This window comes from Brevibacillus parabrevis (assembly GCF_022701015.1).
GTDB lineage: Bacteria > Bacillota > Bacilli > Brevibacillales > Brevibacillaceae > Brevibacillus > Brevibacillus parabrevis.
On the sequence record NZ_CP064090.1, the window covers coordinates 615001 to 639428 of the forward strand.

Genomic DNA, 24428 nt, shown 5'->3' on the forward strand with positions numbered 1-24428 from the left:
TCGCTTGTCGCTAAAGTCGAGCAGCATTTCTTCCAGCTCCCGCTTCAGCAAATACTCTAGTTCTTGCACTTCTTTGGCATTAAACAAAAACCCTAACAACGATATCGCCTCCGCCTTACGAGTCTCTCCTCTATCCTTTCCATCACAATTCAACCCTATTCAAATTAAAAAGCCTCCCGTTTAGGAAGGCTTCAATTTCTTGGCAAATCAGAATTATTTCAGCAAGTTTAATTGCTGCAGCTGCTCCCCGAGTGTTGCCTTGAGGATCAGTGGCGTAATCGAGCTCTCGACGACCGCTGCGATAAAGAGCGCGACAATTACAGTCAACACGGCAACTGGAAATTGCTTGAGGGTGTCATACCAATCATTTTTCACCCGTTCCCCATTATGCGGCGCAAACAGCAAACCGACAGAGCGCAAGCTGAGCAAACCGAGTCTGATCCCAATACCAGCAGCAAACAGCACAGCTGGCAGTTCAAATATCCCGTGCGGCAAAATTCCCGCGCTAAAAATCACCCATGGATCAACTCCGGCAGCACTGTACTTCGCGATGATGAATCCGAGCAGCACGCCATTCGCCAGCATCCCAATTATGGGAAAGAATGCAAAAAACAACCCGAGAGCCATCATCATCAAGGAGCTGAGCACATTGTTGGAAAAAATCATCCAAAACGTAGCCAGCACTCCCCCGCCGCTCTCTTTGATTCGCTCCGCTATTTCTTTCAATTGTCCCATCAAGCTCTGCACCACGGTTTCCACCGCAGGAGCCTGGAAGTAGCCAATTAAACCGCCCCCGAGAAAAATAAGACAAGCGGCCAAGAAAAACCGTTTGTTATCAAACCACAGACGCTGCAGTTTTTTCTTCATGAGCCACGCTCCTTTACTGCCTCTTACTTTCACTATATGCATTGTACCTCAACTATAGCCACGAGGCCAAAGAATATCCTTGTCTCCCCTGCATAAACTGTTATCGGACAAAGGAGGTGCCTAACGATGAAATTTATTTACGTCGTGAGCGCTCAGCGCTTGAAGCAAATTCTCATTATCGCTGCGGCCATTTTGCTAACCGCGGGCATCGGCTATGCCGAGCGCGATACGATTGCGGCTTTTTCCAGCAATGGCAATAAGCAAGGCCCCCAAGCCATCTACAAGGTGGATACCAAAGACAAAAAAATTGCCCTCACCTTTGACATCAGCTGGGGCGAAACACGCGCACTCCCCATCCTCGACGTGTTAAAAGAAAAAAATGTGAACAAAGCAACTCTGTTTCTCTCCTCCCCCTGGAGTCAGCGCCACCCGGAAATCGTCAAGAGAATCAAGGAGGACGGGCTGGAAATTGGCTCGCACGGTCATAAACACGACAACTACAGCAAATATACAGACGAGGAAATTCGCACGCAAATTACCAAAGCCGATTCCATCCTGACCGAGATGACGGGGAAAAAGCCGACGCTTTTGCGCATGCCAAACGGTGATTTTGATAAACGGGTTCTGGAAATCGCCAACCGTTTGGGTTACACGGTCGTTCAATGGGATACAGACTCCAAAGACTGGATCGAGCCGAAAAAGGATGTCATTGTTCAAAACGTCCTGTCGAAAGCACACCCAGGCGATATCGTCCTGCTGCACGCCAGTGACTCGGCCAAGGAAACACACCTTGCCCTCCCTATCATCATTGACCAGCTGCGCAAGCAAGGATACGAATTTGTCACGGTGTCCGAACTGATCGCCGGCACCAATATCCAGAGTAAAGAAATCAACTGAGCGCCAGACTACTCCCTACAAAAAGCAAAAAGCTGACTCATGTTCGATGAGGTCAGCTTTCTCTTTTTACCAGGCGGTGCAGATGCATCACTTGCCATACGTTGCAAAAAAGCAACGGAACCAGCATGGACAAGGTCGCATGCACGTTGTCTTCCTTCAAGGCTGGAATCCATTCCAGTGACGTCACCACAAACATGAAAAACATCGTGGGAATCCATGCCGTTCTGTTCGTCAGCTTCACTTTTCCGTAAGCGGTAGCCAAAGCAACGATCAAGAGCAGGATCGGCTCGATAAAGTATGTCCCGATTCCTTTTCCTTCGCCAAGCGACGTGTAACGGAGGTAAATCATATCAAAAAAGACAAAGAGGATCAAAAACACTTGAACGCTCTTCCACATGGACGGCGTTTTGAAAATCGTTTTGGCAAAATAATTAATCGTCATATAGGCGAAAAAACCCATTTGGGCCACAATGCTAATGGTCATCCCGTACAAAAGATACATCAGCGTGCCGACAAAAAAGTTGCCCGCGCTGCCTTCCAACAGCTTGTCCAAGTCAAAAATAAAGGCGACCAGGACTCCGCCCAATCCACCCAAGAGCAACGTGGTGACAAAGAGCCAGCCATACTTTCGCAAACTCACCAAACATTCCCTCCATTCCACATCGAATATGATTGTACCAATGGATACAAGAAAATACTAGCGTAAGAACAAAACAAAATGCGCACGTTACTCTTAGGCAGAGTAAAGAAGGAGGTGTCCACCCCATGAGAAAGAAGGCATTGTCTTTTTGGCTATCCGCATTTGTCTGTCTGGTCCTTTCCAGTTGCTCAAGCGGCGGACAAGCGCAAAGTTCGTCTCAGCCTGATTATAAGAGTGTCAAAGACATGGTGCTGGACATATTGCAGACTGACGAAGCCAAACAATCTGTTGGCAAAATGATGAAAGATGAGAAGTTCAAGCAAAACCTGATGATTGACGAGTCCACTGTTCGAACCACGTTGATACAAAGCATGACCAATCCGAACAGCCCCCACATCAAGGAGGCCTTCAAAGATCCGAAATTCGCCAGCACCTTGGCCAAATCAATGAAGGATGAGCAAAAAACTTTGATGAAGGACTTGATGAAAGACCCCGAGTACCAAAAGCAGCTTATCAGCGTAATGAAAGACCCTGAGTTCGAAAAAAACCTCATGGACTTGATGAAAAGCGCAGCTTACCGCCAACAAACGATGCAGGTCATGAAGGAGTCTTTGCAAAGCCCGCTGTTTCAAGCCGAGTTGATGAAGCTAATGACCAAAGTCTCCGAAGACATGACCAAACCGAAAGAACTGAAACCGAAGAAAAAAGGCAAAAGCGGCGGGGATAGCGGTGGAGATTCTGGCGACTCCTCTTCCTAACAAAAAAAGGTGAGCTCCCGAAGGGCGGGCCCACCTTTTTCCTGTCTTTTGTGCTTACTGCTGTTCACATTTTGCCATAACGCGTTTCGCCATATCCATATACAGCTGCCCGATTGCGCTGTCCTCGCGATAAACAGATGGAGAGTAATCTGGTTCAGACGGATGATTCTCAGGTTGTCCCAGCGGAATTTGCGCCAAAAGCTCGGTAGTCAGTGTCTCCGCCAGCTTCGCTCCGCCACCGCGTCCAAATACGTATTCTTTGGAACCATCTTTCGCCTCGTACCACGCCATGTTCTCCACGATGCCAAGAATCTCGTGTCCCGTCCGCTTTGCCATCGCACCGGCACGCGCCGCTACAAAGGCTGCCGTAGCGTGTGGGGTCGTCACAACGATCTCCATGCTCTGCGGAATCATCGTGTGCACATCCAAAGCCATGTCACCCGTTCCTGGCGGCAAGTCCAGCAGCAAGTAGTCCAGCTCTTCGCCCCAGTGAACTTCCGTAAAGAAGTTGCGCAGCATTTTGCCGAGCATCGGTCCACGCCAAATGATCGGCGAGTTGTCCTCTACGAAGAAGCCCATGGACATGACCTTCACGTTTTGCTTTTCTACCGGAAGGATTGTTTCTCCGATAACGGTTGGACGCTGGTCGATGTTCATCATGTCAGGCACGCTGAAGCCGTAGATGTCAGCATCGATAATCCCGACCTTGTTACCCAGGCGGGCAAGCGCGACTGCCAGGTTGACCGTCACTGTCGATTTTCCAACTCCGCCTTTACCGGAAGTAATCGCGATGAAGGTCGTGTTCGAATCCTTGGCCAAAATCGGATTGAGCAGAGGTGCTTGTCCCGGCGTCATGTTGTGGGTTTGACCTCCCTGAGTATTGCGGAGCTGGGCGCTGAGAGCCGCACGCTCCTCGTCCGTCATCGAGCCAAACTGGACACGTACTTCCTCCGCTCCAAGCGCTTTAACGGCCCCTATGACGTCGTCTTCGATCTTGGCCTTGAGAGGACAGCCGGAGATCGTCAATACGACTGTCAGGCTAACTGTAGCGCCTTCAACACGTATGTCTCTGATCATGTTCAACTCGACCAGGCTGCGATTGATCTCAGGGTCTTTTACATCGCGCAGCGCTTCCAAAATTTGTTCTCTGGTCAACATGCTTGTTCACCTCATCTATAGTCTTGGCAATTGATTTCATACCGTTCTTACAAGGTAGTTTGCGCGTTCATTATAGCACATTCAGACGAGCGGCACACAGTCGCCGCCCGCTCAAGGTGCAATTGGCGCTTTTTCTCCGGAATACTGCCGCAAAATCCCCTGGTAAATCGCATTCGCCATAGCTTTTTGGTACTCCGTGCTCTGTAGCCGTTTTGCCTCTTCCGTATTGCTGACAAACCCAACCTCGACCAATACCGCGGGGCAGTTTACCTCGCGAATCAAAAACACGTTGTTCGTCTTGCTTGGAACACGATCGGTATTGCCCAGCACCCGTTTGATCTCATCCTGAATCAGGTACGATACCTCTCCGCTTTTTTTGAAAGTCGGCGAGTAAAAAGTTTGCGCACCCGACCACTTGGGCGAAGGAATCGAATTTACATGGATGCTGACCAGAAAATCGGGAGAGCTGTCGTTCACCAGTTTCACCCGGTTACGGATATCTTCCGACTTTCTTTTTTTGGCCCGATCAGCTTCCGGTGAAGCGAGATCCTTGTCTTCCTCCCTTGTCATGATGACAAATGCACCTGACTGCTGGAGAAAATCGCGCAAGTACATACTGATTGCCAGCGTCACCTCTTTTTCCACCACATCGCCTGAACTGGACGTAGCCCCGCCATCTTTGCCCCCGTGTCCCGGGTCGATGGCAATAACGGTTCCGGTCAACGGCAATGACCATGCCGTCCACGACGAACGGTCCGGCGATTCGTAGGTGAACAACACCACCAGTAAAGCGAAAGCCAGTATCCAGCCTACCCCTTTTCGTGTCACGGCGTATCGTCCCCTTTGTCCCATTCTCTCGTTTCATCATATGGACAAACATGGACAAATATTCCGTAGGTCAGTAGCCTGGAACCAAAAGGCTGATCATGCGCTGGGACAAAATGCAAAAAAGCTCCCGAACCAAAAAGGTTCGAGAGCCTTGCCAAACAAAAATTAACGTTTGGAGAACTGAGGTGCGCGACGAGCAGCTTTCAAGCCGTATTTTTTACGTTCTTTCATGCGTGGGTCGCGAGTCAGGAAGCCAGCGCGTTTCAGAGCGCCGCGCAGTTCTGGATCTGCTTTCAGCAGAGCGCGAGCAACGCCGTGACGGATTGCACCAGCTTGGCCAGTTGTTCCGCCGCCGTTTACGTTAACCAGTACATCGTAACGACCAAGAGTCTCAGTCAGAACGAGTGGTTGTTTTACGATCAATTTCAGTGTTTCCAAACCAAAGTAAGTATCCATTTCACGTTTGTTGATCACGATGCGACCTTCACCTGGAACCAGGCGAACACGTGCTACGGAGTGCTTACGACGACCTGTACCGTAGTATTGTACTTGTGCCACGTATATTTCCTCCCTTTACCTTAACCGCGAATTTGCCAAACTTCTGGTTTTTGTGCTGCATGTGGATGCTCAGTACCAGCGTAAACTTTCAGCTTAGTGAACATTTGACGTCCCAAGCTGTTTTTAGGCAGCATACCTTTTACCGCCAGTTCGAACATACGAGCTGGTTTTTTGTTCAGCATGTCGCCAGCAGTAGTCTTTTTCAAACCACCTGGATACAGGGAGTGAGTGTAGTAAATTTTGTCTTGCAGCTTGTTACCTGTCAGTTTCACTTTGTCAGCGTTGATTACGATTACGAAATCGCCAGCGTCAACGTGAGGAGTGAATTCAGGTTTCAATTTGCCGCGCAGGATAGAAGCTACTTCGCTTGCCAGACGGCCCAGCGTTTGGCCTTCTGCGTCAACGATGTACCATTTGCGCTCAACTTCGAGCGGTTTCGCCATATATGTGGTACGCATTTTTGTCCCTCCTAAATATCTTACCTTTACATGTCCATCTACTTATAACCAAAACAACCGAAACTTGCAATGGAAGATAATTGCTGTTACGGGTGAGCAACTCTTCCAGGTGTTCCATTAATCACGATCTTGTCTTTCAATCCCGGGGCTAGAGTGGGGCTAGGCGGGGTTAAAATACCAAGGAATATCGTACTACATCGCAGTCTCGTAGTCAAGTGCCTCCACTTGGTCTAATAGTTGGAAATCTGTCTGTTAATAGACGACTTCCCACATCGTCAAACCTTTGGCTGGCGCTGTCTTCCCTGCCATTTCCCGATCGCGTGCGGCAAGAATCTTTTTGAGTTCATCGGGATGGCGTTTGCCCTGCCCGACTTCCACCAAGGTGCCCACAATAATGCGCACCATGTTGTACAAAAAGCCATTGCCCCGGCACGTTACCCATACTTCGCCGCCGCTGCGCTCTACTGTCAGGCTGTAAATCGTGCGGACCTTGTCCTCGACAAACGTTTTGGCTGAGCAAAATGACGTAAAGTCATGTTCTCCTACCAAATGACAGGCAGCTTGCTGCATGGCCGCAACGTCCAGCGGAAAACGAATATGATCCGCATAGCGATGACGAAACACATCCGGCGCAGGGTTGTTGTCGATGCAATACCGATACTCCTTCACCTGCACGTCAAAACGGGCGTGAAAGGACTCTGCCACCTCTTCCACAGAGCGGATCACGATGGCATCAGGCAACTGGTTATTCAGCACGAATCGCCATTTATCCAAAGGAATATGGCTGCCCGTATCAAAATGAATCACCTGGCCGCGTGCATGCACGCCTGCGTCCGTTCGTCCTGAGCCGTGAATCTGGATCGATTCCCCCGTAATTCTCGTCAACGCCGCTTCAATCTCCCCTTGCACCGTCACCTGGTCTGGCTGCACCTGAAAGCCGCTGAAGTCTGTTCCGTCGTATCCTAAAACACAGCGCAGCCGTCTCATGCTCGCCACCATCCAATCGTAATCGCCAGCAAAACGCCTGCAACGGCCATTCCTGCATCTCGCCAGGAAAAGGCAAGCTTGTGCAGTCGGGTCCGTCCGACACCTCCGCGATATCCTCTGGCTTCCATAGCGAGAGCAAGATCCTCTGCCCGGCGAAACGCGCTGACGAACAGCGGAATCGCGATCGGTATCAGATTCTGCGCGCGTTTTATCAGGCTGCCACTCGTAAAGTTGGCTCCTCTGGCAGTCTGCGCCTTGATGATTTTGTCCGTCTCTTCCATCAAGGTAGGTATGAAACGGATCGCAATCGACATCATCAGGGCAATATCGTGCACAGGGACGCCAATCCGGGCAAATGGGCCAAGCAGACGTTCAAGCCCCTCCGTCAAATCGATGGGCGAGGTAGTCAGCGTCAGCAAAGAACTGATGATCACCAGCAACCCAAGACGGAAGGAAATGAAGATTGCTTGCTGCACCCCGCGTTCCTCCACAGTAAACCAGCCCCACTGGAAGTAGACGGTACCGCCTTTGGTCATGAAAATGTGCAGGACGATGGTGAACACGATCAGTATCCAGACAGGCTTCAAGCTTTTCAGAATATAGCCAAGCGAAAGCCTGGACAGCAGTCCGGCATACAGCGTAAAAGCGATCAATACCGCGTACGTTAACGCATTGTTAGCCAAAAAGACTAACGTGGCAAAAAGAATAATAAAGAGCAGTTTGCTTCGCGGATCAGCGCGATGTAAAAAGGAATGCCCAGGTACGTATTGACCAATGGCTATATTTTGCAGCATGCCTAGCCCTCCTTTGGTACGGAAAGACGTTCCAGCAGATGGGCAATCAACTCTTCTTCCCGATAGACGGAGTTCGGCAGACCTTCCTTGTCCGGCAGCATCTGATTCAGCCTCGACACAAACGCAACCGTCTCAGGCACATCCATAGCCAGCTCGCGGAGTCGTTCTGCCTGCATGAAGACTTCATCCGGCTTGCCCTGCAAAGCCACTTTTCCCTGCGCGAGCACGAGCATATAGTCGGCATACCTCGCCGCCTCTTCCATGCTGTGAGTGACCAGGAGCGTCGTCAGCTTCTGCTCCTGATGAATGCGGTAGATCGCTTCGAGGATCAAATTGCGCCCTTCTGGGTCCAAACCGGCTGTCGGCTCGTCCAAAACGAGAACTTTCGGCTGCATGGCCAGAACACCCGCCAGCGCTACACGCCGCATTTGCCCTCCGCTCATGTGAAACGGGGAGCGATCCTTGACTTTTTCGTAATCCAGACCAACGATCTCAAGAGCTTCCCGCACCCTGGCATCCACCATCGCTTCCGGCAATTCAAAGTTTGAAGGCCCAAAGGCAACATCCTTGGCTACCGTTTCCTCAAACAATTGATGTTCCGGGTACTGGAAAACAAGACCGATATCCCGCCTTTGCTCATGCGGCAATCGCTGCTTCGCGGTGATTACCGTATCACCCAAGGTTATTTTCCCGGCGCTTGGCAAAAGCAAGCCGTTCAAATGCTGGATCAATGTCGACTTGCCGGAGCCTGTTTGCCCGATAATCCCTACAAAAGCCCCCGATGGAATCGTAAACGAGATGTCGTGCAAGGCTATACGCTCAAACGGTGTTCCTTTTCCGTAAACATGGCTTACCTGGTCAAAAGTAATCTGCATACGTGCTCCACCAGCTCCTCTTGGTGCAGTACAAACGGGAGATCAATTCCTTTGGAAGCCAGCACATGCCGAACCCGGACAGCGAATGGAACATCCAGTCCGACTTTCTTCAAACGCTCGACCTGATTAAACACCTCTTCAGGCGTTCCTTCCATCAGAACTTCTCCGGCATTCATCACGACGACCCGGTCTGAGTAGATCGCTTCATCCGGGAAATGCGTAATATTGATGATGGTAATCCCTTCGTCACGATTCAAGGTCTTCACCAGTTGCAGCACTTCCTGTCTGCCCTGGGGGTCCAGCATAGCTGTCGCTTCATCCAAAATGATGACCGATGGCCGCATTGCCATGATTCCGGCAATCGCCACGCGCTGCTTTTGTCCCCCTGACAAGCGGTGCGGCTGTGCCAGCAAGTACGCTGCCATCCCTACCGAAGCCAATGCCTCATCAATACGCTGCCGCATCTGCTCGGGATCAACCCCCATGTTTTCAAGCCCGAAGGCGACATCATCTTCCACGGTAGCCCCGACAATCTGATTGTCAGGGTTTTGGAAGACCATGCCTACATGACGGCGTATCTCCCAGACCATCTCTCCCTTGGCAGTATCCATGCCAGCGACAAGTACCCTCCCGCCTTCAGGAAGCAATAAGGCGTTCATCAGCTTCGCCATCGTAGACTTGCCGGACCCGTTATGGCCCAGTACGGACACAAAGGAACCTTTTTGAATGGTCAGATCGACATCCTTCAATACAAGAACGTGACTGCCATTCTCTCCATCGTAGGAATACGAAACATCTTGCAGTGCCAGCAGGCTCTCTTCATTCATGAGGTGTTTCCTCCCCAGCCTTCAACAGACCAGCAGGATTTCTCCAGACAGAAAGAAAAAAAGGGTTGAATCAGAGTCCAGCCTATGACCAGATCTGCCCCCACCCTTTTCACGGTCAATTACCACCGGTGCCGAGGTTGTGTCTCGCTCCCAATGTCAAACGACCAATTTCTATCCACTATTAAACGAATTCGATGTACGCCATTGGAGCAGCGTCGCCGCGGCGAGGGCCGGCTTTCAGGATACGAGTGTATCCACCGTTGCGCTCTTTGAAGCGTGGCGCGATTTCATCGAACAGTTTTTGTACAGCATCGCGACCTTCTGCGTTCGCAACTTCTTTACGAACGTAAGCAGCCACTTGACGACGAGCATGCAGATCGCCGCGTTTCGCGAGCGTGATCATTTTCTCAGCGATTGGGCGCAGTTCTTTCGCCTTCATCTCTGTAGTTTCGATACGCTCGTTGATGATCAGGTCAGTTACCAAGTCGCGGAACAACGCTTTACGAGCTGAACTACGACGACCCAATTTACGGTATGCCATTGTCTTTACCTCCCTTTTCAAGCTGGCAACACTACGTAGAAACCTCTACTGTCGGGAAGCCAGATCTGTAATCCCCCTAAAGGGACTGACTTGAGAGAACAAAAGCTTGCCTTTTGGAATTGCTACTCTAGTCGTCGCTACGCAGGGAAAGTCCCAGCTCAGCCAGCTTTTCCTGCACTTCTTCCAGAGATTTGCGACCCAAGTTGCGCACTTTCATCATGTCCTCTTCGGTCTTCTGCGTCAGCTCTTGCACGGTGTTGATACCGGCACGCTTCAAGCAGTTGTAGGAACGAACAGAAAGGTCCAGCTCTTCGATAGTCATCTCCAAAACTTTTTCCTTTTTGTCTTCCTCTTTTTCAACCATGATTTCAGCATCTTTCGCCTCATCGGTCAGACCGACAAACAGGTTCAAGTGCTCCGTCATGATTTTGGCGCCGAGACTTACGGCTTCTTCCGGACTGATACTGCCGTTTGTCCAAACCTCAAGTGTCAACTTATCATAGTTGGTCATTTGCCCTACGCGGGTATTTTCCACTTGATAGTTAACGCGCTTGATCGGCGTGTAGATCGAATCAATCGGAATCACACCAATAGGCAGATCCTCGGATTTGTTTCCATCTGATTGAACATAACCACGACCACGTCCAGCTGTCATGCGGATATGCAGACGACCGCCATTGGCCAACGTTGCAATATGAAGATCAGGGTTTAAGACCTCCACATCACTGTCAGCACGGATATCTCCCGCTTTGACAACGCCTTCGCCTTCTGCATCGATCTCGATTACTTTTTCTTCATCGGAATGGATCTTCAGCGCCAAGCCTTTGATGTTCAGGATGATCTCGGTTACATCTTCAACGACGCCTTCCACTGTCGAGAACTCGTGAAGAACCCCATCGATTTGAACAGTACGAACTGCCGCGCCTGGCAAGGACGAAAGAAGAATTCGTCTCAGCGAGTTGCCAAGGGTAGTTCCGTATCCGCGCTCCAGAGGTTCTACAACAAATTTCCCATACGAGTTGTCGTCGCTTACTTCCACAACCTCGATTTTTGGTTTTTCTATTTCTATCATTAAACAAACCCTCCTTCAAAACGTCGAAATCCTTGGGTGGGCCGCATACGTGCCCACTCAGGAATTTCCCCGGCGGTTTACCGTTTGCGTGCATGACAAGCTATAAATCAGAATTTACCATTCTAGTATGGACATGTTCTGAACAATATAAACCAGTTACACGCGGCGACGTTTTGGTGGACGGCAACCGTTGTGCGGAATTGGCGTCACGTCTTTAATCATGTTCACTTCAAGACCAGTTGCTTGCAGGGAACGGATCGCTGCTTCACGACCAGCACCTGGGCCTTTTACCGATACTTCAAGGGAACGCATGCCATGTTCCATAGCAACACGTGCAGCCGCTTCAGCAGCCATTTGTGCAGCAAATGGAGTGCTTTTACGGGAGCCTTTGAAGCCGAGGGAACCAGCGCTGGACCAAGAGATCGCGTTACCGTGTGGATCTGTAATGGTTACGATCGTGTTGTTGAAAGTAGAGCGGATATGTGCTACGCCGACTTCAACATTTTTACGATCACGACGACGGGTACGAGTTGCTGTAGCCTGTTTTCTTTTCGCCATGTCAGTTTACCCTCCTTTACTTCTTCTTGTTTGCTACCGTACGACGTGGACCTTTACGTGTACGAGCATTTGTTTTAGAGCGTTGACCACGAACTGGCAGTCCACGACGGTGACGGATTCCACGGAAGCATCCGATTTCCATCAAACGTTTGATGTTCAGGGAAATCTCACGACGGAGATCGCCTTCCACCTTAACGGTTTTGTCGATGTACTCACGCAGTTTGCTAACTTCATCTTCTGTCAGATCGCGAACACGAGTGTTCACGTCTACGCCAGTGGCAGACAGAATTTTTTTAGACGTGGGGCGGCCAATACCAAAAATGTAGGTAAGAGCAACTTCAACGCGTTTTTCGCGCGGCAAGTCTACGCCTGCAATACGTGCCATGTGTCAGAAGCACCTCCTTGTTTACCCTTGTTTTTGCTTATGCTTAGGATTTTCACAAATAACCATTACGTTACCTTTACGACGGATAACCTTGCATTTCTCGCAGATCGGTTTAACCGAAGGTCTCACTTTCATGGTTCTTGCCTCCCTTTTCTAGGGGTTTTGCTTACTATTTATAGCGGTACGTAATACGTCCGCGGGTCAAGTCGTACGGCGACAGTTCAACAGTTACTTTATCCCCCGGCAGGATACGGATAAAGTGCATGCGGATTTTTCCGGACACGTGAGCAAGGACTTTGTGTCCATTCTCCAATTCTACTCGAAACATAGCATTCGGCAAAGGCTCAATTACTGTGCCTTCTACCTCAATTACATCATCTTTTGCCATGGTAAACTCTCCTTTCTTCTGCTCTTCAGTCGGACCATGAGTTTTGCGAAATGATCACACAACGAACTTATCGTCGACACGTTGGACGACAATCCCGAATCACTCGGAACTCCCGCTTTATGTTCGTGTAAAAATCTCATAGCCATCTTCCGTAATCGCGATGGTGTGTTCAAAATGAGCACATGTTTTCCGATCCAATGTTACTACCGTCCAATTGTCCTCCAATGTGCGGACATAACGTTCGCCGGCATTTACCATTGGCTCAATTGCCAACACCATGCCTGGTTTTAACCTCGGCCCCCGATCAGGAGGACCGTAGTTAGGAACCTGCGGATCTTCGTGCAAGTTTTGCCCAATCCCATGCCCCACATACTCGCGGACGAGTGTGAAGCCGGCAGCTTCTGCATGAACTTGAATCGCATGTGAGATATCAGACAATCGTCCACCAGGAATAGCTTTTTCAAGCCCCTTGAAGAGCGATTCTTCCGTTACCCGCAACAGCTTTTCATTCTCTGCTGAAATTTTGCCGACCGGATACGTCCAAGCGGAGTCTCCATGGTACCCTTGGAACTGAGCACCGATGTCGATACTGATGATGTCTCCCTCTTGCAACGCCCGTTTCCCTGGGATCCCGTGTACGAGTTCTTCATTGACTGAAGCACAGATACTACCTGGAAAGCCACCGTAGCCTTTAAATGATGGAACTGCTCCCATGCTGCGAATAAATGTCTCGGCAATTTCGTCTAGCTGCTTTGTCGTGACACCAGGCTTAATTGCCTTGGCCAGTTCTTGATGGGTGAGTGCGACGATACGACCAGCTTCGCGCATAACCTCAAGTTCTGCTTTCGACTTCAGGATAATCATTCGGCAATTACCCTCTTAGCAATGACTTAATTTCCGCAAACACTACCTGGATATCTTGTTCCCCATTGATATCTCGCAGGAGTTCCTGTGCGGAGTAGTAGTCGATGAGTGGCTGAGTCTGCGCGATGTTGACGTCAAGACGTTGTGTTACCACTTCGATCTTGTCATCTTCACGCTGATACAGCTTACCACCATCTTTGTCACACACGCCAGCCTCTTTTGGAGGATTGAACATCGTGTGATAGCTAGCTCCACATACAGGGCAGATCCAGCGACCGGTCAGACGTTCAATCAATTGCTCGCGATGAACGTTGATATTAATCACATGATCAATTTCGCGTCCCAGCTCTTTTACGGTAGCTGTCAACGCTTCCGCCTGTGGAACTGTGCGCGGAAATCCATCCAACAGGAAACCCTTTGCGCAGTCTTCCATCGAGAGGCGCTCCCGCACAATTCCGATGACTACTTCATCGGGAACAAGCAAACCTTTATCCATAAAGGATTTGGCTTGCAGTCCGAGCGGCGTTTCGTTTTTAACCGCAGCCCGGAACATGTCGCCAGTCGAAATGTGCGGGATATCAAACTCTTTTACGATACGTTCTGCCTGTGTTCCTTTACCGGCACCAGGCAGCCCCATCAGAATTATATTCACGTCCATTCCCTCCGTCCCATAAAGAAAAGCTACAGAGGCTTTTCTGTAAACATCTAAGTCATTACTTGATAAACCCTTGGTAGTGGCGTTTGATCATCTGGCTTTCGATCTGCTTCATTGTATCAAGGGCTACCCCGATCACAATCAAGAGTGAAGTGCCGCCGATGTAAATCTGCTGCGGCAAGTTAGCCAGCTTACTGAAGAAGAATGGCAAGATAGCAATTGCCATCAAGAACAAAGCGCCAGCCAATGTAAGGCGGTTTAGTGTACGAGTAATGTAAACCTCAGTGTTTTTACCGGGTCGGATACCAGGAATGTAACCGCCATTTTTTCTCATGTTCTCTGCCATTTGCACAGGATTGATCTGAACAAATGTGTAGAAATAGGTGAACCCGAGAATCAAGATAGCGTACAACGTCATTCCCAACGGTTCATTGACTTGGAAGTTGCGATAGATCCAGTTGGCGAACCCTGTACCGGATGAATCCACCCAGAACTGTGCGATTGTCGAAGGGAACAGTACGAGCGAGACCGCAAAGATTACAGGAATAACACCCGCAGAGTTGATTTTCAGTGGAATGTGTGTGGATTGACCACCGTACATTTTACGTCCAACCACTCGCTTCGCGTATTGCACTGGAATTTTACGAATCCCTTGCTGCATAAAGATAACCCCGACGATAATAGCGAGGATCACCAGCAGAATGATCACAACTTTGACGATGCTGAAGAATACGTTTTGAGAAGGGTCAGCGAATTGCGTAGTGTAAATCGTCGTGATTCCGTGTGGAATGTTCGCGACGATACCAGCAACGATCAGGATCGAAATCCCGTTACCGATACCCTTTTCCGTAATCTGTTCCCCCATCCACATCATGAATGCGGTCCCAGCCGTCAGTGTCAACGCAATGAGTGCATAGCTGCCAACGGAAGTGTCCTTGAGCAAGCCAGGCGCCATATTATTAAAACCGATCGTCATACCAACAGACTGAATCAAGCCGAGGATGATCGTAGCGTAACGGGTAACAGTAGCAATCTTGCGACGGCCAACTTCCCCTTCGCGTGCCCATTGCGTCAGCTTAGGCACTACATCCATCGACATCAGCTGCATGATAATCGAGGCCGTAATGTATGGCATGATACCCATGGCAAAAATCGAGAAGTTTTGCAGTGCTCCACCAGAGAAGGTGTTCAACAAGCCCAACAAGTGGTTTGTGTTCTGCTGAAACAGCTCGACGTTTACGTTAGGAACGGGTACAAAGCTTCCGATCCGGAAGACGACCAACATCATGAGAGTAAAAAGGATCTTACGACGTAAGTCGCCAATCTTAAAAATGTTAGTTAAGGACGCTAACATTAGATCACCTCGGTTGTTCCACCGACTTGAGCGATCTTCTCAGCAGCAGCTCCGGAGAACTTGTGAGCTTTAACGGTCAGCTTCACAGTCAGTTCACCGTTAGCAAGAACCTTAACACCGTCGCGCAGCGCGCTGATAACACCTGTTTCTTTCAACAGTTCAGGCGTTACTACAGTACCCTCTTCGAAACGGTTCAGCGCGTCCAGGCTAACAATCGCAAATTCTTTGCGGCTGATGTTAGTGAAACCACGCTTAGGCAGACGACGGTACAATGGGTTTTGACCACCCTCGAAACCTGGGCGTACACCGCCACCGGAACGAGCGTTTTGACCTTTGTGACCTTTACCAGCAGTTTTGCCAGTACCGCTACCGATACCGCGACCGATGCGCTTACGAGTGTGACGGGATCCTTCTGCAGGTTGCAGTTCATGCAATTTCATACGTTGCACCTCCTAACTGATTGAGATGTTCAATTATGCTTCTACTTCTTTCACTTCAACCAAGTGCTTCACTTTGAAAACCATTCCACGAATTGCAGCGTTGTCTTCCTTCACTACAGTGGAGTTGATTTTGCGAAGACCAAGAGCTTTTACAGTATCTTGTTGGTCTACAGTGCGACCGATCAGGCTACGTTTGAGGGTGATTTGCAATTTTGCCATGTTCATTCCCTCCTTATTAACCCAACAACTCGTCAACAGTCTTACCGCGCAATTTCGCGACATCTTCCGCTGTTTTCAGGCGACCAAGGCCTTCCAGCGTAGCGTTGACCATGTTGATAGGATTGTTGGAACCAAGAGACTTACTCAAGATATCGCCTACACCAGCCAGTTCGAGTACGGCACGAACAGGTCCGCCGGCGATAACACCTGTACCAGGGGCAGCAGGTTTGATGAGAACTTTACCAGCACCGAATTGGCACATAACTTCGTGTGGAACAGTTGTTCCTCTCATCGGTACACGGATCAATTTTTTCTTAGCGTCGTCAATCGCTTTGCGAATGGCGTCTGGAACTTCTTGAGCTTTACCCATACCAGCACCTACGTGGCCGTTACGGTCTCCCACAACAACCAGGGCGCTGAAGCTCATACGACGTCCACCTTTAACCGTTTTAGCTACGCGGTTAACAGCGACTACTTTTTCTTCGAGCTCTAATTTGCTAGGGTCGATACGCATTCCTTACCCTCCTTGTTGTTAGAATTGCAGACCAGCTTCACGAGCTGCTTCTGCCAGTGCTTTAATACGTCCATGATAGATGTAACCACCGCGGTCAAAAATCACTTCAGTCGCACCTTTTTCTTGTGCACGCTTAGCGATCAGTGTGCCAACAGCTGTAGCAGCTTCCACGTTAGCGCCATTTTTCAGGCCCAGCTCTTTATCCAAAGAAGATGCAGATGCCAGTGTTACGCCAGTTGCATCATCAATCAGTTGAGCGTAGATGTGCTTAGAAGAACGGAATACGTTCAGACGTGGGCGAATGGCAGTACCAATCACACGTTTGCGGATACGCAGGTGACGTTTTTTCCGAGCTTTGTTTTTATCAGCTTTCGTAAACATTAAGCGGCCTCCTTTCTCATGAAGCTAGAAGCTTATTTACCTTTTTTACCTTCTTTACGACGAACCACTTCATCACTGTACTTAATACCTTTACCTTTGTAAGGCTCGGGTTTACGCAGCGAACGAATTTCAGCAGCAACTTGACCTACGCGCTCTTTGTTGATGCCTTTAACCACCAGAGTGGTTTGGTTTGGTACATCGATTTCGATACCCGCTTCTGGAGTAACTTCCACTGGGTGGGAGAAACCAAGAGAAAGAGTAACGCCGTTGCCAGTTTTGGCAGCACGGTAACCTACACCGACCAGTTCCAAGGTACGAGTGAAGCCTTCGGATACGCCTTTTACCATGTTGGCAACAAGCGCACGAGTTGTACCGTGCAGGGAACGGTGAAGTTTGTTATCGCTTGGACGCTCTACTACTACTTCGTTTTCAGCGATGTTGATTTTAATATCTTCATGGAAGTTACGAACGAGTTGACCCTTAGGGCCCTTTACCGTCAGCTCAGTTCCGTTCAGAGTGAGGGTAACGCCTGCAGGTACCACGATCGGTTTTCTACCGACACGAGACATGTGGTGCACCTCCTGTGCTTTTTACATTCTGTTGATTACCAAACGTATGCAAGAACTTCTCCACCAACATGAGCTTGACGAGCTTGCTTGTCAGTCATAACGCCAGTGGATGTAGAGATGATCGCGCAACCGAGGCCACCCAAAACCTTAGGTACTTCATTGTTTTTTGCATAAACACGAAGTCCTGGTTTGGAGATACGTTTCAGACCTGTGATGACGCGCTCGTTGTTCGCACCATATTTCAGGAATACGCGGATGATTCCTTGTTTGTTGTCTTCAACAAACTCCGCATCGCGGATGAAGCCTTCTTCTTTCAGAATGCGCGCGATTTCCTTCTTGATGGTGGACGCCGGGATTTCCACTTTCTCGTGGCGAACCATGTTGGCGTTACGAATACGTGTCAACATATCTGCGATTGGATCAGTCATAACCATGAGAGAAAACCTCCTTCCCGTTTCAAATTACCAGCTTGCTTTTTTCACGCCTGGAATTTGACCTTTATAAGCAAGTTCACGGAAGCAAATACGGCAGAGTTTGAATTTGCGCAATACGGAGTGAGGACGTCCGCAACGCTCGCAACGAGTGTACGCGCGTACTGCAAACTTCGGCTGCCGCTGTTGCTTGATGATCATAGATTTCTTTGCCACATTCTTCCCTCCTTACGAGTGGGTTTATTTACGGAATGGCATACCCATTTGAGTCAGCAACTCACGAGCTTCCTCATCCGTTTTCGCGGAAGTAACAATTACGATGTCCATACCGCGAACTTTGTCGATTTTATCGTACTCGATCTCAGGGAAGATCAGTTGTTCCTTCAGACCAAGTGTGTAGTTACCGCGACCGTCAAATGCCTTGGAAGAAATTCCACGGAAGTCACGAACACGCGGGAGAGATACGTTCATCAATTTGTCGAGGAAGTGGTACATACGCTCGCCGCGCAGGGTAACCTTCGCACCGATCGGCATACCTTCACGCAATTTGAAGCCAGCGATGGACTTCTTAGCGCGAGTTACTACAGGCTTTTGACCAGCGATAATTTGCAGGTCTTCAACCGCAGTATCCAAGGATTTAGCGTTGCCTACCGCTTCGCCAACACCCATATTGATGATGATCTTTTCTACTTTCGGCACTTGCATGATGGAAGTGTAGTTGAACTTGCTCATCAAACCAGGCACGATTTCGTTAGTGTACTTTTCTTTCAATCTTGTTGCCATCTAGGATATCCTCCTTTCCAACCTGACTACTTGTCGAGTACTTCGCCAGACTTTTTCGCATACCGTACTTTCTTACCGTTATCCAAAACTTTGTAACCGATGCGAGTAGCTTTTCCGGACTTCGGATCGATCAAAGATACGTTGGAAACGTGAATCGCTGCTTCTTGAGTCACAATGCCACCTTGCGGGTTAGCTTGGGACGGACGGCTGTGTTTCTTCACGAGGTTGATACCTTCAACCAGTACGCGTTCTTTCTTCGGATAAGCAGCGAGAACGCGACCTTTTTTGCCTTTATCTTTGCCCGCAATTACGATAACAGTGTCGCCTTTTTTAACGTGCATCGCTTGGTGCACCTCCTATCGAACAAACTGCCTGAGTTTTTCCGTTCAATTAGATAACCTCTGGAGCCAGAGAGATGATCTTCATGAAATCTTTGTCGCGGAGCTCACGAGCTACTGGTCCAAAGATACGAGTACCACGTGGGGACTTATCTTCTTTGATGACTACAGCTGCATTTTCATCAAAACGAATGTAAGAACCATCTTGACGACGAACGCCACTTACAGTACGAACTACAACTGCTTTAACTACTTGACCTTTCTTGACAACGCCGCCGGGTGTAGCGGATTTTACGGAGCACACGATAACATCACCGATGTTCGCCGTTTTGCGACCGGAACCACCCAGAACCTTGATGCACATGAGTTCCTTTGCACCGGAGTTGTCAGCAACAGCCAATCTCGTCTGAGTTTGGATCATTTACTGTTCCTCCTTTCGGATTTGATATCCGAAAATCTGACTTATACGATTACTGCCTCTTCGACGATACGTACCAAACGGAAACGTTTATCTTTGGACAAAGGACGAGTTTCCATCAATTCTACGATGTCGCCCACTTTTGCCGTGTTGTTCTCGTCGTGAGCCTTGAACTTTTTGGAGTATTTCACGCGTTTGCCGTACAACGGGTGTGTCTTGTAAGTTTCAACAAGCACAACAATGGTTTTATCCATTTTGTCGGAAACAACGCGACCTACAACGGATCGACGCATATTGCGTTCTGCGGTCATCGTTCAAACCTCCTTCCTTTAATTAGCCGATTCCCAATTCTCTCTGGCGCAGGATGGTTTTCGCACGAGCAATATCCTTACGCACTTGTTTAATGCGAGATGTGGTTTCGAGTTGACCCGTAGCCAACTGGAAACGAAGGTTGAACAACTCTTCTTTCAAAGAAGCGACGTTTTGTTCGATCTCGGCAGTGGTCAAATTACGGAACTCATTAGCCTTCATGTGCGTCACCACCCACTTCTTCACGCTTCACGAATTTGCACTTGATAGGCAGCTTGTGCATAGCAAGGCGCATAGCTTCGCGAGCGACTTCTTCAGGTACGCCAGCAAGTTCAAACATGATCTTGCCTGGCTTCACTACCGCTACCCATTTCTCAGGAGAACCTTTACCGGAACCCATCCGTACTTCGAGCGGTTTTTGTGTAATTGGCTTGTCAGGGAAGATTTTAATCCATACTTTACCGCCACGTTTGATGTAACGAGTCATCGCGATACGAGCAGCCTCGATCTGACGGTTAGTTACCCAAGATGGCTCCATTGCTTGCAATCCGTATTCACCGAACGCAACAGTAGTACCGCCTTTTGCGTTACCAGCCATTTTCCCGCGGTGTTGTTTACGGTGTTTCACGCGTTTTGGCGTCAACATGATTACTTGCCTCCTTCCTCAGTAGCGACGTTCTTTCTCGCTGGAAGGACTTCTCCACGATAGATCCATACTTTTACACCGATACGACCATAAGTGGTATGTGCTTCAGCAGTACCGTAGTCGATGTCAGCACGCAGCGTATGGAGCGGAACAGTACCTTCGCTGTAACCTTCAGAACGTGCGATGTCCGCGCCGCCAAGACGACCGCTTACCAAAGTTTTGATACCTTTTGCACCAGCGCGCAGCGTACGAGTGATCGATTGCTTTTGCGCACGGCGGAAGGAAATGCGGTTTTCCAGTTGACGTGCGATGTTTTCAGCTACCAGAGTAGCATCCAGATCCGGACGTTTTACTTCGTTGATATTGATATGAACGCGTTTGCCAGTCAGATCAGTCAAGGATTTGCGCAGAGTTTCAACCTCAGCTCCACCTTTACCAATTACCATACCAGGCTTAGCGGTGTGAATCGTAACGTTCACGCGATTAGCTGCGCGTTCGATTTCGATAGTGGATACAGCAGCGTCTTTCAGACGCCCTTTTACAAACTTGCGGATTTTCAAGTCTTCGTGCAACAGAGTTGCGAAGTCCTTGTCAGCGTACCATTTGGACTCCCAGTCACGAATGACACCGATCCGAAGTCCTACCGGGCTTACCTTTTGACCCACACGTAATCCCTCCTTATTTCTCGTTTAGTACCACTGTGATGTGGCTTGTGCGTTTATGGATGCGGCTTGCGCGACCCATAGCGCGCGGACGGAAACGCTTCAACGTAGGACCTTGGTCTACGAAGATTTTGCTCACTACGAGGCTGTTAGGATCCATTTCGTAGTTGTGCTCAGCGTTTGCAATAGCCGACTTCAGGAGCTTTTCAACAACTGGAGAAGCTGCTTTTGGCGTGTGTTTCAGGATCGCCAACGCTTCACCTACTTGCTTGCCTCTGATCAAGTCAACAACCAGGCGGACTTTACGAGACGCGATGCGAATATTGCGAGCAACTGCTTTAGCTTCCATCTTTGTACCTCCTCTCTGTCAAGAGAAATTTAGCGCTTCTTGGATTTCTTGTCGTTGTCGACGTGACCCTTGAAGGTACGAGTTGGTGCGAATTCACCCAATTTATGACCAACCATGTCTTCCGATACGTATACTGGTACATGTTTGCGGCCATCGTATACTGCAAACGTGTGTCCTACGAACTCAGGGAAGATGGTGGAACGGCGAGACCAAGTTTTGATCACGCGTTTCTCGTTCTTTTCATTTTGCTCGTCAACTTTTTTCATCAAGTGGTCATCCACGAAAGGACCCTTTTTTAAGCTACGTCCCATTAGTGAACCTCCCTTCGCCAAAGGCGTTCGGTATTATATCAGCCTACCTTATTTCTTGCGGCGGCGGATGATGTATTGGTCGGACTTGTTCTTCTTCTTGCGAGTCTTGAGACCCAGGGTTGGTTTACCCCAAGGAGTAACAGGTGCTTTACGACCGATTGGAGCGCGACCTTCACCACCACCGTGCGGGTGATCGTTAGGGTTCATTACGCTACCGCGTACAGTTGGACGGATACCCAACCAGCGGGAACGTCCTGCTTTACCGATGTTCAGCAGTTCGTGATCCAGGTTACCTACTTGACCGATGGTAGCGCGGCATACGTTATGGATGCGGCGAGTTTCACCGGAAGACAGGCGAACGATTACGAACTCACCATCACGACCGAGCAGTTGAGCAGAAGCACCAGCTGCACGCACCAGTTGTCCACCTTTACCAGGTTTCAACTCGATGTTGTGGATGGTAGTACCTACCGGGATTTTCTCCAGTGGCAGCGCGTTACCGATTTTGATGTCGGCATCTGCTCCGGATACGATCTCGTCGCCCACTTTCAGGTTGTGTGGAGCGAGGATGTAACGTTTTTCACCGTCAACATAGTTGATCAGCGCGATGTTAGCGGAACGGTTTGGATCGTACTCGATAGTAGCTACGCGACCTACGATACCATCTTTGTTACGCTTGAAGTCGATAATACGGTATTTACGTTTATGACCGCCACCTTGATGACGAACGGTAATTCTACCTTGGTTGTTGCGACCAGCTTTTTTGCTGAGAGGCGCCAACAAGGATTTTTCGGGAGTCGATGTGGTGATCTCCTCGAAAGTAGAAACCGTCATTTGGCGACGACCAGGAGAAGTCGGTTTAAACTTTTTGATACCCATGTTATTACCCTCCTTTTCGGTAGTCGTCGAGGTTATACTCCCTCGTAGAAGGCCAATTCTTTGCTGTCATCAGTCAGCTTAACGATTGCTTTCTTCCACTCGGATGTGTAACCGGAGTATTTTCCGTAGCGTTTTGGTTTCGCAGGAACACGAACAGTGTTTACTGCTTCTACTTTTACGCCAAATACTTTTTCAACAGCTTGCTTGATTTCTGTTTTGTTAGCTTTGAGAGGTACTTCGAAAACGTACTTCTTCTCAGCCATCATGTCAGTGGTGCGCTCGGTAATGACAGGGCGTTTAAGGACATCATGAAGGCTCTTCATTATGCGAGCACCTCCTCTACTTTCGCAACCGCTTCTTTCGTCACGATTACTTTGTCATGCGCTACCAGATCCAGAACGTTAATGCCTGCAGCATCTACGAATTTGGCACCTGGGATGTTACGGGAAGAGAGAGCTACGTTTTGATCGTACTCGGAAGTCACGATCAGAACTTTGCGATCTGCTTTCAAGCTGTTCAGAACAGCTGTCATTTCCTTGGTTTTAGGAGCTGCGAAGTTCAGAGCTTCCAGAACCAGGAGTTCGTTGTTTTGTACTTTCGCGGACAGTGCGGATTTCAGAGCCAAACGGCGAACTTTACGGTTCAGTTTGTAACCGTATTTGCGCGGAGTTGGACCGAATACAACACCGCCACCTTTCCATTGCGGAGAGCGAATGGAACCTTGGCGTGCGCGACCTGTACCTTTTTGGCGCCATGGCTTGCGGCCACCACCACGTACTTCAGAGCGGTTCTTTACATCGTGTGTTCCTTGACGTTGGGATGCTTGTTGCATCACGATCGCATCGTACAGAACAGCGTTGTTAGGCTCAATCCCGAACACGCTATCTGCCAATTCGATTTCGCCAACTTGAGAACCAGTTTGGTTATAAAGAGCTACTTTCGGCATGTCAGTTCCTCCTTTCCTTAGTGTTTCTTGACTGCCGTCGATACGAGCACGCAGCTGTTTTTCGGGCCAGGCACGGAGCCTTTAACGAGAATCAGGTTGCGAGCAGCATCTACTTTAACTACTTCCAGGTTTTGAATGGTTACGTTGTCGCCACCCATTTGACCTGGCAGGGTTTGACCTTTGAAAACGCGGTTTGGAGCGACAGCACCCATGGAACCAGGACCGCGATGGTAACGCGAACCGTGAGCCATAGGACCGCGGGATTGGTTGTGACGTTTGATCGCACCTTGGAAACCTTTACCCTTGGTTACGCCGGATACGTCAACGATTTCTCCCTCGGCAAAAATGTCTACTTTCAACTCTTGACCAACCTCGTAATCAGCGAGGTTAATTCCGCGAATTTCGCGAACGAAGCGCTTAGGAGCAGTGTTAGCTTTTGCTGCATGGCCTTTTTCCGGCTTGTTAGCGCGCTGTTCTTTTTTGTCTTCGAAGCCGATTTGGATCGCTTCGTAGCCGTCGTTCTCCACGTCTTTCTTTTGAAGAACCACGTTAGAACCTGCTTCGATAACCGTTACAGCGATCGCTGTTCCGTTTGGACCAAAAACTTGAGTCATTCCAAGTTTTTTCCCTAAGATTCCTTTGGTCATTTGTGCCACCTCCTGTGCTTATTTCAGTAAAACGTTTTTTTATGTTGTATCAAGTCCCCATCGATGCGCAGGGGTGCCATTTTAAGGGTTTGTTGCTTGGTATAACACGCTTATCAAGACAA

Annotated in this window: 42 protein-coding genes (1 of these 42 running past the window's edge); 2 read left to right on the forward strand and 40 right to left on the reverse strand. The window is 49.2% G+C overall.

Features of this window, described 5'->3' with window-relative positions; all coding sequences use genetic code 11:
- Both IRJ17_RS02870 and IRJ17_RS02875 read right to left on the reverse strand, forming a co-directional pair.
- Window positions 1-99, reverse strand: partial view of a hypothetical protein gene (locus tag IRJ17_RS02870; protein ID WP_007787097.1) — the 5' end (the start) only. It extends 135 nt beyond the left edge of the window; 99 of the gene's 234 nt are visible here — the first part of the coding sequence; it begins with the start codon at window positions 97-99; the stop codon falls past the left edge of the window.
- Between the two features lie 114 nt (window positions 100-213).
- Entirely contained in the window at window positions 214-867 is a 654-nt protein-coding gene (locus IRJ17_RS02875) for a stage II sporulation protein M (RefSeq protein WP_217023405.1), read from the reverse strand.
- A gap of 126 nt (window positions 868-993) precedes the next feature.
- Here IRJ17_RS02875 and pdaB point away from each other — a divergent pair, with 126 nt between their 5' ends.
- The gene (pdaB, locus tag IRJ17_RS02880; protein ID WP_122966791.1) at window positions 994-1764 is read left to right on the forward strand and encodes a polysaccharide deacetylase family sporulation protein PdaB; all 771 of its coding nucleotides are present in this window, start codon (window positions 994-996) and stop codon (window positions 1762-1764) included.
- Between the two features lie 52 nt (window positions 1765-1816).
- Here the strand turns inward: pdaB and IRJ17_RS02885 are convergent, their stop codons facing one another.
- The gene (locus tag IRJ17_RS02885) at window positions 1817-2404 is read right to left on the reverse strand and encodes a KinB-signaling pathway activation protein (RefSeq protein WP_122966792.1); all 588 of its coding nucleotides are present in this window, start codon (window positions 2402-2404) and stop codon (window positions 1817-1819) included.
- Between the two features lie 125 nt (window positions 2405-2529).
- Between IRJ17_RS02885 and gerD the strand changes: the two genes are divergently transcribed.
- A complete protein-coding gene (gene gerD / locus IRJ17_RS02890; RefSeq protein ID WP_122966793.1) occupies window positions 2530-3162 on the forward strand; it encodes a spore germination lipoprotein GerD in 633 nt (210 codons plus the stop codon).
- A 54-nt stretch (window positions 3163-3216) separates the two neighbouring features.
- On the opposite strand, the gene IRJ17_RS02895 is transcribed toward gerD, so the two are convergent.
- From IRJ17_RS02895 to rplC, 37 genes are all read right to left on the reverse strand, one after another.
- Entirely contained in the window at window positions 3217-4320 is a 1104-nt protein-coding gene (locus IRJ17_RS02895) for a P-loop NTPase (protein ID WP_122966794.1), read from the reverse strand.
- A gap of 111 nt (window positions 4321-4431) precedes the next feature.
- Window positions 4432-5148, reverse strand: coding sequence for an N-acetylmuramoyl-L-alanine amidase CwlD (cwlD, locus tag IRJ17_RS02900; protein ID WP_267901874.1), 717 nt, complete (start codon window positions 5146-5148; stop codon window positions 4432-4434).
- 165 nt (window positions 5149-5313) lie between these two features.
- Window positions 5314-5706: a 30S ribosomal protein S9 gene (rpsI, locus tag IRJ17_RS02905; protein ID WP_005828788.1), complete on the reverse strand. Its 393-nt coding sequence runs from the start codon at window positions 5704-5706 to the stop codon at window positions 5314-5316.
- 20 nt (window positions 5707-5726) lie between these two features.
- Complete coding sequence (rplM, locus tag IRJ17_RS02910; protein ID WP_005828789.1) at window positions 5727-6164, reverse strand: 50S ribosomal protein L13; 438 nt, start codon at window positions 6162-6164, stop codon at window positions 5727-5729.
- Window positions 6165-6416: 252 nt separating this feature from the next.
- A complete protein-coding gene (gene truA / locus IRJ17_RS02915; protein WP_122966795.1) occupies window positions 6417-7151 on the reverse strand; it encodes a tRNA pseudouridine(38-40) synthase TruA in 735 nt (244 codons plus the stop codon).
- A complete protein-coding gene (locus tag IRJ17_RS02920) occupies window positions 7148-7945 on the reverse strand; it encodes an energy-coupling factor transporter transmembrane component T family protein (RefSeq protein WP_122966796.1) in 798 nt (265 codons plus the stop codon). The genes truA and IRJ17_RS02920 overlap by 4 nt, the downstream gene beginning before the upstream one ends.
- A 2-nt stretch (window positions 7946-7947) precedes the next feature.
- Entirely contained in the window at window positions 7948-8820 is an 873-nt protein-coding gene (locus IRJ17_RS02925; protein WP_173599893.1) for an energy-coupling factor transporter ATPase, read from the reverse strand.
- The gene (locus tag IRJ17_RS02930; RefSeq protein ID WP_242773172.1) at window positions 8796-9647 is read right to left on the reverse strand and encodes an energy-coupling factor transporter ATPase; all 852 of its coding nucleotides are present in this window, start codon (window positions 9645-9647) and stop codon (window positions 8796-8798) included. The genes IRJ17_RS02925 and IRJ17_RS02930 overlap by 25 nt, the downstream gene beginning before the upstream one ends.
- A gap of 181 nt (window positions 9648-9828) precedes the next feature.
- Complete coding sequence (gene rplQ / locus IRJ17_RS02935) at window positions 9829-10188, reverse strand: 50S ribosomal protein L17 (protein ID WP_063231097.1); 360 nt, start codon at window positions 10186-10188, stop codon at window positions 9829-9831.
- A 127-nt stretch (window positions 10189-10315) separates the two neighbouring features.
- A complete protein-coding gene (locus tag IRJ17_RS02940) occupies window positions 10316-11260 on the reverse strand; it encodes a DNA-directed RNA polymerase subunit alpha (protein ID WP_005828801.1) in 945 nt (314 codons plus the stop codon).
- A 156-nt stretch (window positions 11261-11416) separates the two neighbouring features.
- A complete protein-coding gene (gene rpsK, locus IRJ17_RS02945; protein ID WP_005828803.1) occupies window positions 11417-11818 on the reverse strand; it encodes a 30S ribosomal protein S11 in 402 nt (133 codons plus the stop codon).
- 16 nt (window positions 11819-11834) lie between these two features.
- Window positions 11835-12203 carry a 30S ribosomal protein S13 gene (gene rpsM / locus IRJ17_RS02950; RefSeq protein ID WP_063231098.1) on the reverse strand — a complete coding sequence of 123 codons (369 nt, stop codon included), beginning with the start codon at window positions 12201-12203 and terminating at the stop codon, window positions 11835-11837.
- Between the two features lie 21 nt (window positions 12204-12224).
- Window positions 12225-12338, reverse strand: a complete 114-nt coding sequence (rpmJ, locus tag IRJ17_RS02955; protein WP_003333770.1) for a 50S ribosomal protein L36 — start codon at window positions 12336-12338, stop codon at window positions 12225-12227.
- Between the two features lie 34 nt (window positions 12339-12372).
- Window positions 12373-12591 carry a translation initiation factor IF-1 gene (gene infA / locus IRJ17_RS02960; protein WP_003333772.1) on the reverse strand — a complete coding sequence of 73 codons (219 nt, stop codon included), beginning with the start codon at window positions 12589-12591 and terminating at the stop codon, window positions 12373-12375.
- A gap of 117 nt (window positions 12592-12708) precedes the next feature.
- The gene (gene map / locus IRJ17_RS02965; RefSeq protein ID WP_242773175.1) at window positions 12709-13455 is read right to left on the reverse strand and encodes a type I methionyl aminopeptidase; all 747 of its coding nucleotides are present in this window, start codon (window positions 13453-13455) and stop codon (window positions 12709-12711) included.
- A 7-nt stretch (window positions 13456-13462) separates the two neighbouring features.
- On the reverse strand, window positions 13463-14107 hold the full coding sequence (locus tag IRJ17_RS02970; protein ID WP_063231099.1) for an adenylate kinase: 645 nt from the start codon (window positions 14105-14107) through the stop codon (window positions 13463-13465).
- A 61-nt stretch (window positions 14108-14168) separates the two neighbouring features.
- A complete protein-coding gene (gene secY, locus IRJ17_RS02975; protein ID WP_122966799.1) occupies window positions 14169-15464 on the reverse strand; it encodes a preprotein translocase subunit SecY in 1296 nt (431 codons plus the stop codon).
- Entirely contained in the window at window positions 15464-15904 is a 441-nt protein-coding gene (rplO, locus tag IRJ17_RS02980) for a 50S ribosomal protein L15 (protein ID WP_007716272.1), read from the reverse strand. The genes secY and rplO overlap by 1 nt, the downstream gene beginning before the upstream one ends.
- A 33-nt stretch (window positions 15905-15937) precedes the next feature.
- Complete coding sequence (gene rpmD / locus IRJ17_RS02985) at window positions 15938-16123, reverse strand: 50S ribosomal protein L30 (RefSeq protein WP_007716270.1); 186 nt, start codon at window positions 16121-16123, stop codon at window positions 15938-15940.
- A gap of 16 nt (window positions 16124-16139) precedes the next feature.
- Window positions 16140-16637 carry a 30S ribosomal protein S5 gene (gene rpsE / locus IRJ17_RS02990; protein WP_047074695.1) on the reverse strand — a complete coding sequence of 166 codons (498 nt, stop codon included), beginning with the start codon at window positions 16635-16637 and terminating at the stop codon, window positions 16140-16142.
- An 18-nt stretch (window positions 16638-16655) separates the two neighbouring features.
- Window positions 16656-17018, reverse strand: a complete 363-nt coding sequence (rplR, locus tag IRJ17_RS02995; protein WP_063231101.1) for a 50S ribosomal protein L18 — start codon at window positions 17016-17018, stop codon at window positions 16656-16658.
- A gap of 32 nt (window positions 17019-17050) precedes the next feature.
- The gene (gene rplF, locus IRJ17_RS03000; RefSeq protein ID WP_063231102.1) at window positions 17051-17587 is read right to left on the reverse strand and encodes a 50S ribosomal protein L6; all 537 of its coding nucleotides are present in this window, start codon (window positions 17585-17587) and stop codon (window positions 17051-17053) included.
- A gap of 35 nt (window positions 17588-17622) precedes the next feature.
- A complete protein-coding gene (gene rpsH, locus IRJ17_RS03005; RefSeq protein ID WP_047074701.1) occupies window positions 17623-18021 on the reverse strand; it encodes a 30S ribosomal protein S8 in 399 nt (132 codons plus the stop codon).
- Window positions 18022-18048: 27 nt separating this feature from the next.
- Window positions 18049-18234 (reverse strand): type Z 30S ribosomal protein S14, encoded by a 186-nt coding sequence (locus tag IRJ17_RS03010; protein ID WP_005828830.1) that lies wholly within the window; start codon window positions 18232-18234, stop codon window positions 18049-18051.
- A gap of 24 nt (window positions 18235-18258) precedes the next feature.
- Window positions 18259-18801, reverse strand: coding sequence for a 50S ribosomal protein L5 (rplE, locus tag IRJ17_RS03015; RefSeq protein WP_063231103.1), 543 nt, complete (start codon window positions 18799-18801; stop codon window positions 18259-18261).
- Window positions 18802-18827: 26 nt separating this feature from the next.
- Window positions 18828-19142, reverse strand: coding sequence for a 50S ribosomal protein L24 (gene rplX / locus IRJ17_RS03020; RefSeq protein ID WP_005828833.1), 315 nt, complete (start codon window positions 19140-19142; stop codon window positions 18828-18830).
- Between the two features lie 49 nt (window positions 19143-19191).
- On the reverse strand, window positions 19192-19560 hold the full coding sequence (gene rplN, locus IRJ17_RS03025; protein WP_005828835.1) for a 50S ribosomal protein L14: 369 nt from the start codon (window positions 19558-19560) through the stop codon (window positions 19192-19194).
- Between the two features lie 41 nt (window positions 19561-19601).
- Window positions 19602-19868 carry a 30S ribosomal protein S17 gene (gene rpsQ / locus IRJ17_RS03030; RefSeq protein WP_005828837.1) on the reverse strand — a complete coding sequence of 89 codons (267 nt, stop codon included), beginning with the start codon at window positions 19866-19868 and terminating at the stop codon, window positions 19602-19604.
- 22 nt (window positions 19869-19890) lie between these two features.
- Window positions 19891-20088: a 50S ribosomal protein L29 gene (gene rpmC / locus IRJ17_RS03035; protein ID WP_005828838.1), complete on the reverse strand. Its 198-nt coding sequence runs from the start codon at window positions 20086-20088 to the stop codon at window positions 19891-19893.
- Entirely contained in the window at window positions 20078-20512 is a 435-nt protein-coding gene (gene rplP / locus IRJ17_RS03040) for a 50S ribosomal protein L16 (protein WP_063231104.1), read from the reverse strand. Before rplP ends, rpmC begins: the two co-directional genes overlap by 11 nt.
- 2 nt (window positions 20513-20514) lie before the next feature.
- A complete protein-coding gene (gene rpsC, locus IRJ17_RS03045; RefSeq protein WP_063231105.1) occupies window positions 20515-21177 on the reverse strand; it encodes a 30S ribosomal protein S3 in 663 nt (220 codons plus the stop codon).
- 13 nt (window positions 21178-21190) lie between these two features.
- Window positions 21191-21523, reverse strand: coding sequence for a 50S ribosomal protein L22 (rplV, locus tag IRJ17_RS03050; RefSeq protein ID WP_063231106.1), 333 nt, complete (start codon window positions 21521-21523; stop codon window positions 21191-21193).
- A 29-nt stretch (window positions 21524-21552) separates the two neighbouring features.
- Entirely contained in the window at window positions 21553-21834 is a 282-nt protein-coding gene (gene rpsS, locus IRJ17_RS03055; RefSeq protein WP_005828846.1) for a 30S ribosomal protein S19, read from the reverse strand.
- 48 nt (window positions 21835-21882) lie between these two features.
- Complete coding sequence (gene rplB, locus IRJ17_RS03060) at window positions 21883-22713, reverse strand: 50S ribosomal protein L2 (RefSeq protein ID WP_063231107.1); 831 nt, start codon at window positions 22711-22713, stop codon at window positions 21883-21885.
- Between the two features lie 32 nt (window positions 22714-22745).
- Window positions 22746-23036, reverse strand: a complete 291-nt coding sequence (rplW, locus tag IRJ17_RS03065; RefSeq protein ID WP_007716243.1) for a 50S ribosomal protein L23 — start codon at window positions 23034-23036, stop codon at window positions 22746-22748.
- Window positions 23036-23659: a 50S ribosomal protein L4 gene (gene rplD / locus IRJ17_RS03070; RefSeq protein ID WP_063231108.1), complete on the reverse strand. Its 624-nt coding sequence runs from the start codon at window positions 23657-23659 to the stop codon at window positions 23036-23038. The genes rplW and rplD overlap by 1 nt, the downstream gene beginning before the upstream one ends.
- A gap of 17 nt (window positions 23660-23676) precedes the next feature.
- Window positions 23677-24306: a 50S ribosomal protein L3 gene (rplC, locus tag IRJ17_RS03075; protein WP_122966800.1), complete on the reverse strand. Its 630-nt coding sequence runs from the start codon at window positions 24304-24306 to the stop codon at window positions 23677-23679.
- Window positions 24307-24428 lie beyond the last annotated feature (122 nt).

What these genes read in the sequence shown, in the direction of transcription:
- IRJ17_RS02875 (WP_217023405.1), bottom strand. Translation starts at nt 867, where the DNA reads ATGAAGAAAAAACTGCAGCGTCTGTGGTTTGATAACAAACGGTTTTTC.
- pdaB (WP_122966791.1), top strand. Translation starts at nt 994, where the DNA reads ATGAAATTTATTTACGTCGTGAGCGCTCAGCGCTTGAAGCAAATTCTC.
- gerD (WP_122966793.1), top strand. Translation starts at nt 2,530, where the DNA reads ATGAGAAAGAAGGCATTGTCTTTTTGGCTATCCGCATTTGTCTGTCTG.
- IRJ17_RS02895 (WP_122966794.1), bottom strand. Translation starts at nt 4,320, where the DNA reads ATGTTGACCAGAGAACAAATTTTGGAAGCGCTGCGCGATGTAAAAGAC.
- rplM (WP_005828789.1), bottom strand. Translation starts at nt 6,164, where the DNA reads ATGCGTACCACATATATGGCGAAACCGCTCGAAGTTGAGCGCAAATGG.
- truA (WP_122966795.1), bottom strand. Translation starts at nt 7,151, where the DNA reads ATGAGACGGCTGCGCTGTGTTTTAGGATACGACGGAACAGACTTCAGC.
- IRJ17_RS02920 (WP_122966796.1), bottom strand. Translation starts at nt 7,945, where the DNA reads ATGCTGCAAAATATAGCCATTGGTCAATACGTACCTGGGCATTCCTTT.
- IRJ17_RS02925 (WP_173599893.1), bottom strand. Translation starts at nt 8,820, where the DNA reads ATGCAGATTACTTTTGACCAGGTAAGCCATGTTTACGGAAAAGGAACA.
- IRJ17_RS02930 (WP_242773172.1), bottom strand. Translation starts at nt 9,647, where the DNA reads ATGAATGAAGAGAGCCTGCTGGCACTGCAAGATGTTTCGTATTCCTAC.
- rplQ (WP_063231097.1), bottom strand. Translation starts at nt 10,188, where the DNA reads ATGGCATACCGTAAATTGGGTCGTCGTAGTTCAGCTCGTAAAGCGTTG.
- IRJ17_RS02940 (WP_005828801.1), bottom strand. Translation starts at nt 11,260, where the DNA reads ATGATAGAAATAGAAAAACCAAAAATCGAGGTTGTGGAAGTAAGCGAC.
- rpsK (WP_005828803.1), bottom strand. Translation starts at nt 11,818, where the DNA reads ATGGCGAAAAGAAAACAGGCTACAGCAACTCGTACCCGTCGTCGTGAT.
- rpsM (WP_063231098.1), bottom strand. Translation starts at nt 12,203, where the DNA reads ATGGCACGTATTGCAGGCGTAGACTTGCCGCGCGAAAAACGCGTTGAA.
- rpmJ (WP_003333770.1), bottom strand. Translation starts at nt 12,338, where the DNA reads ATGAAAGTGAGACCTTCGGTTAAACCGATCTGCGAGAAATGCAAGGTT.
- infA (WP_003333772.1), bottom strand. Translation starts at nt 12,591, where the DNA reads ATGGCAAAAGATGATGTAATTGAGGTAGAAGGCACAGTAATTGAGCCT.
- map (WP_242773175.1), bottom strand. Translation starts at nt 13,455, where the DNA reads ATGATTATCCTGAAGTCGAAAGCAGAACTTGAGGTTATGCGCGAAGCT.
- secY (WP_122966799.1), bottom strand. Translation starts at nt 15,464, where the DNA reads ATGTTAGCGTCCTTAACTAACATTTTTAAGATTGGCGACTTACGTCGT.
- rplO (WP_007716272.1), bottom strand. Translation starts at nt 15,904, where the DNA reads ATGAAATTGCATGAACTGCAACCTGCAGAAGGATCCCGTCACACTCGT.
- rpmD (WP_007716270.1), bottom strand. Translation starts at nt 16,123, where the DNA reads ATGGCAAAATTGCAAATCACCCTCAAACGTAGCCTGATCGGTCGCACT.
- rpsE (WP_047074695.1), bottom strand. Translation starts at nt 16,637, where the DNA reads ATGCGTATCGACCCTAGCAAATTAGAGCTCGAAGAAAAAGTAGTCGCT.
- rplR (WP_063231101.1), bottom strand. Translation starts at nt 17,018, where the DNA reads ATGTTTACGAAAGCTGATAAAAACAAAGCTCGGAAAAAACGTCACCTG.
- rplF (WP_063231102.1), bottom strand. Translation starts at nt 17,587, where the DNA reads ATGTCTCGTGTCGGTAGAAAACCGATCGTGGTACCTGCAGGCGTTACC.
- rpsH (WP_047074701.1), bottom strand. Translation starts at nt 18,021, where the DNA reads ATGGTTATGACTGATCCAATCGCAGATATGTTGACACGTATTCGTAAC.
- rplE (WP_063231103.1), bottom strand. Translation starts at nt 18,801, where the DNA reads ATGGCAACAAGATTGAAAGAAAAGTACACTAACGAAATCGTGCCTGGT.
- rplX (WP_005828833.1), bottom strand. Translation starts at nt 19,142, where the DNA reads ATGCACGTTAAAAAAGGCGACACTGTTATCGTAATTGCGGGCAAAGAT.
- rplN (WP_005828835.1), bottom strand. Translation starts at nt 19,560, where the DNA reads ATGATCCAAACTCAGACGAGATTGGCTGTTGCTGACAACTCCGGTGCA.
- rpsQ (WP_005828837.1), bottom strand. Translation starts at nt 19,868, where the DNA reads ATGACCGCAGAACGCAATATGCGTCGATCCGTTGTAGGTCGCGTTGTT.
- rpmC (WP_005828838.1), bottom strand. Translation starts at nt 20,088, where the DNA reads ATGAAGGCTAATGAGTTCCGTAATTTGACCACTGCCGAGATCGAACAA.
- rplP (WP_063231104.1), bottom strand. Translation starts at nt 20,512, where the DNA reads ATGTTGACGCCAAAACGCGTGAAACACCGTAAACAACACCGCGGGAAA.
- rplV (WP_063231106.1), bottom strand. Translation starts at nt 21,523, where the DNA reads ATGGAAGCTAAAGCAGTTGCTCGCAATATTCGCATCGCGTCTCGTAAA.
- rpsS (WP_005828846.1), bottom strand. Translation starts at nt 21,834, where the DNA reads ATGGGACGTAGCTTAAAAAAGGGTCCTTTCGTGGATGACCACTTGATG.
- rplB (WP_063231107.1), bottom strand. Translation starts at nt 22,713, where the DNA reads ATGGGTATCAAAAAGTTTAAACCGACTTCTCCTGGTCGTCGCCAAATG.
- rplW (WP_007716243.1), bottom strand. Translation starts at nt 23,036, where the DNA reads ATGAAGAGCCTTCATGATGTCCTTAAACGCCCTGTCATTACCGAGCGC.
- rplD (WP_063231108.1), bottom strand. Translation starts at nt 23,659, where the DNA reads ATGCCGAAAGTAGCTCTTTATAACCAAACTGGTTCTCAAGTTGGCGAA.
- rplC (WP_122966800.1), bottom strand. Translation starts at nt 24,306, where the DNA reads ATGACCAAAGGAATCTTAGGGAAAAAACTTGGAATGACTCAAGTTTTT.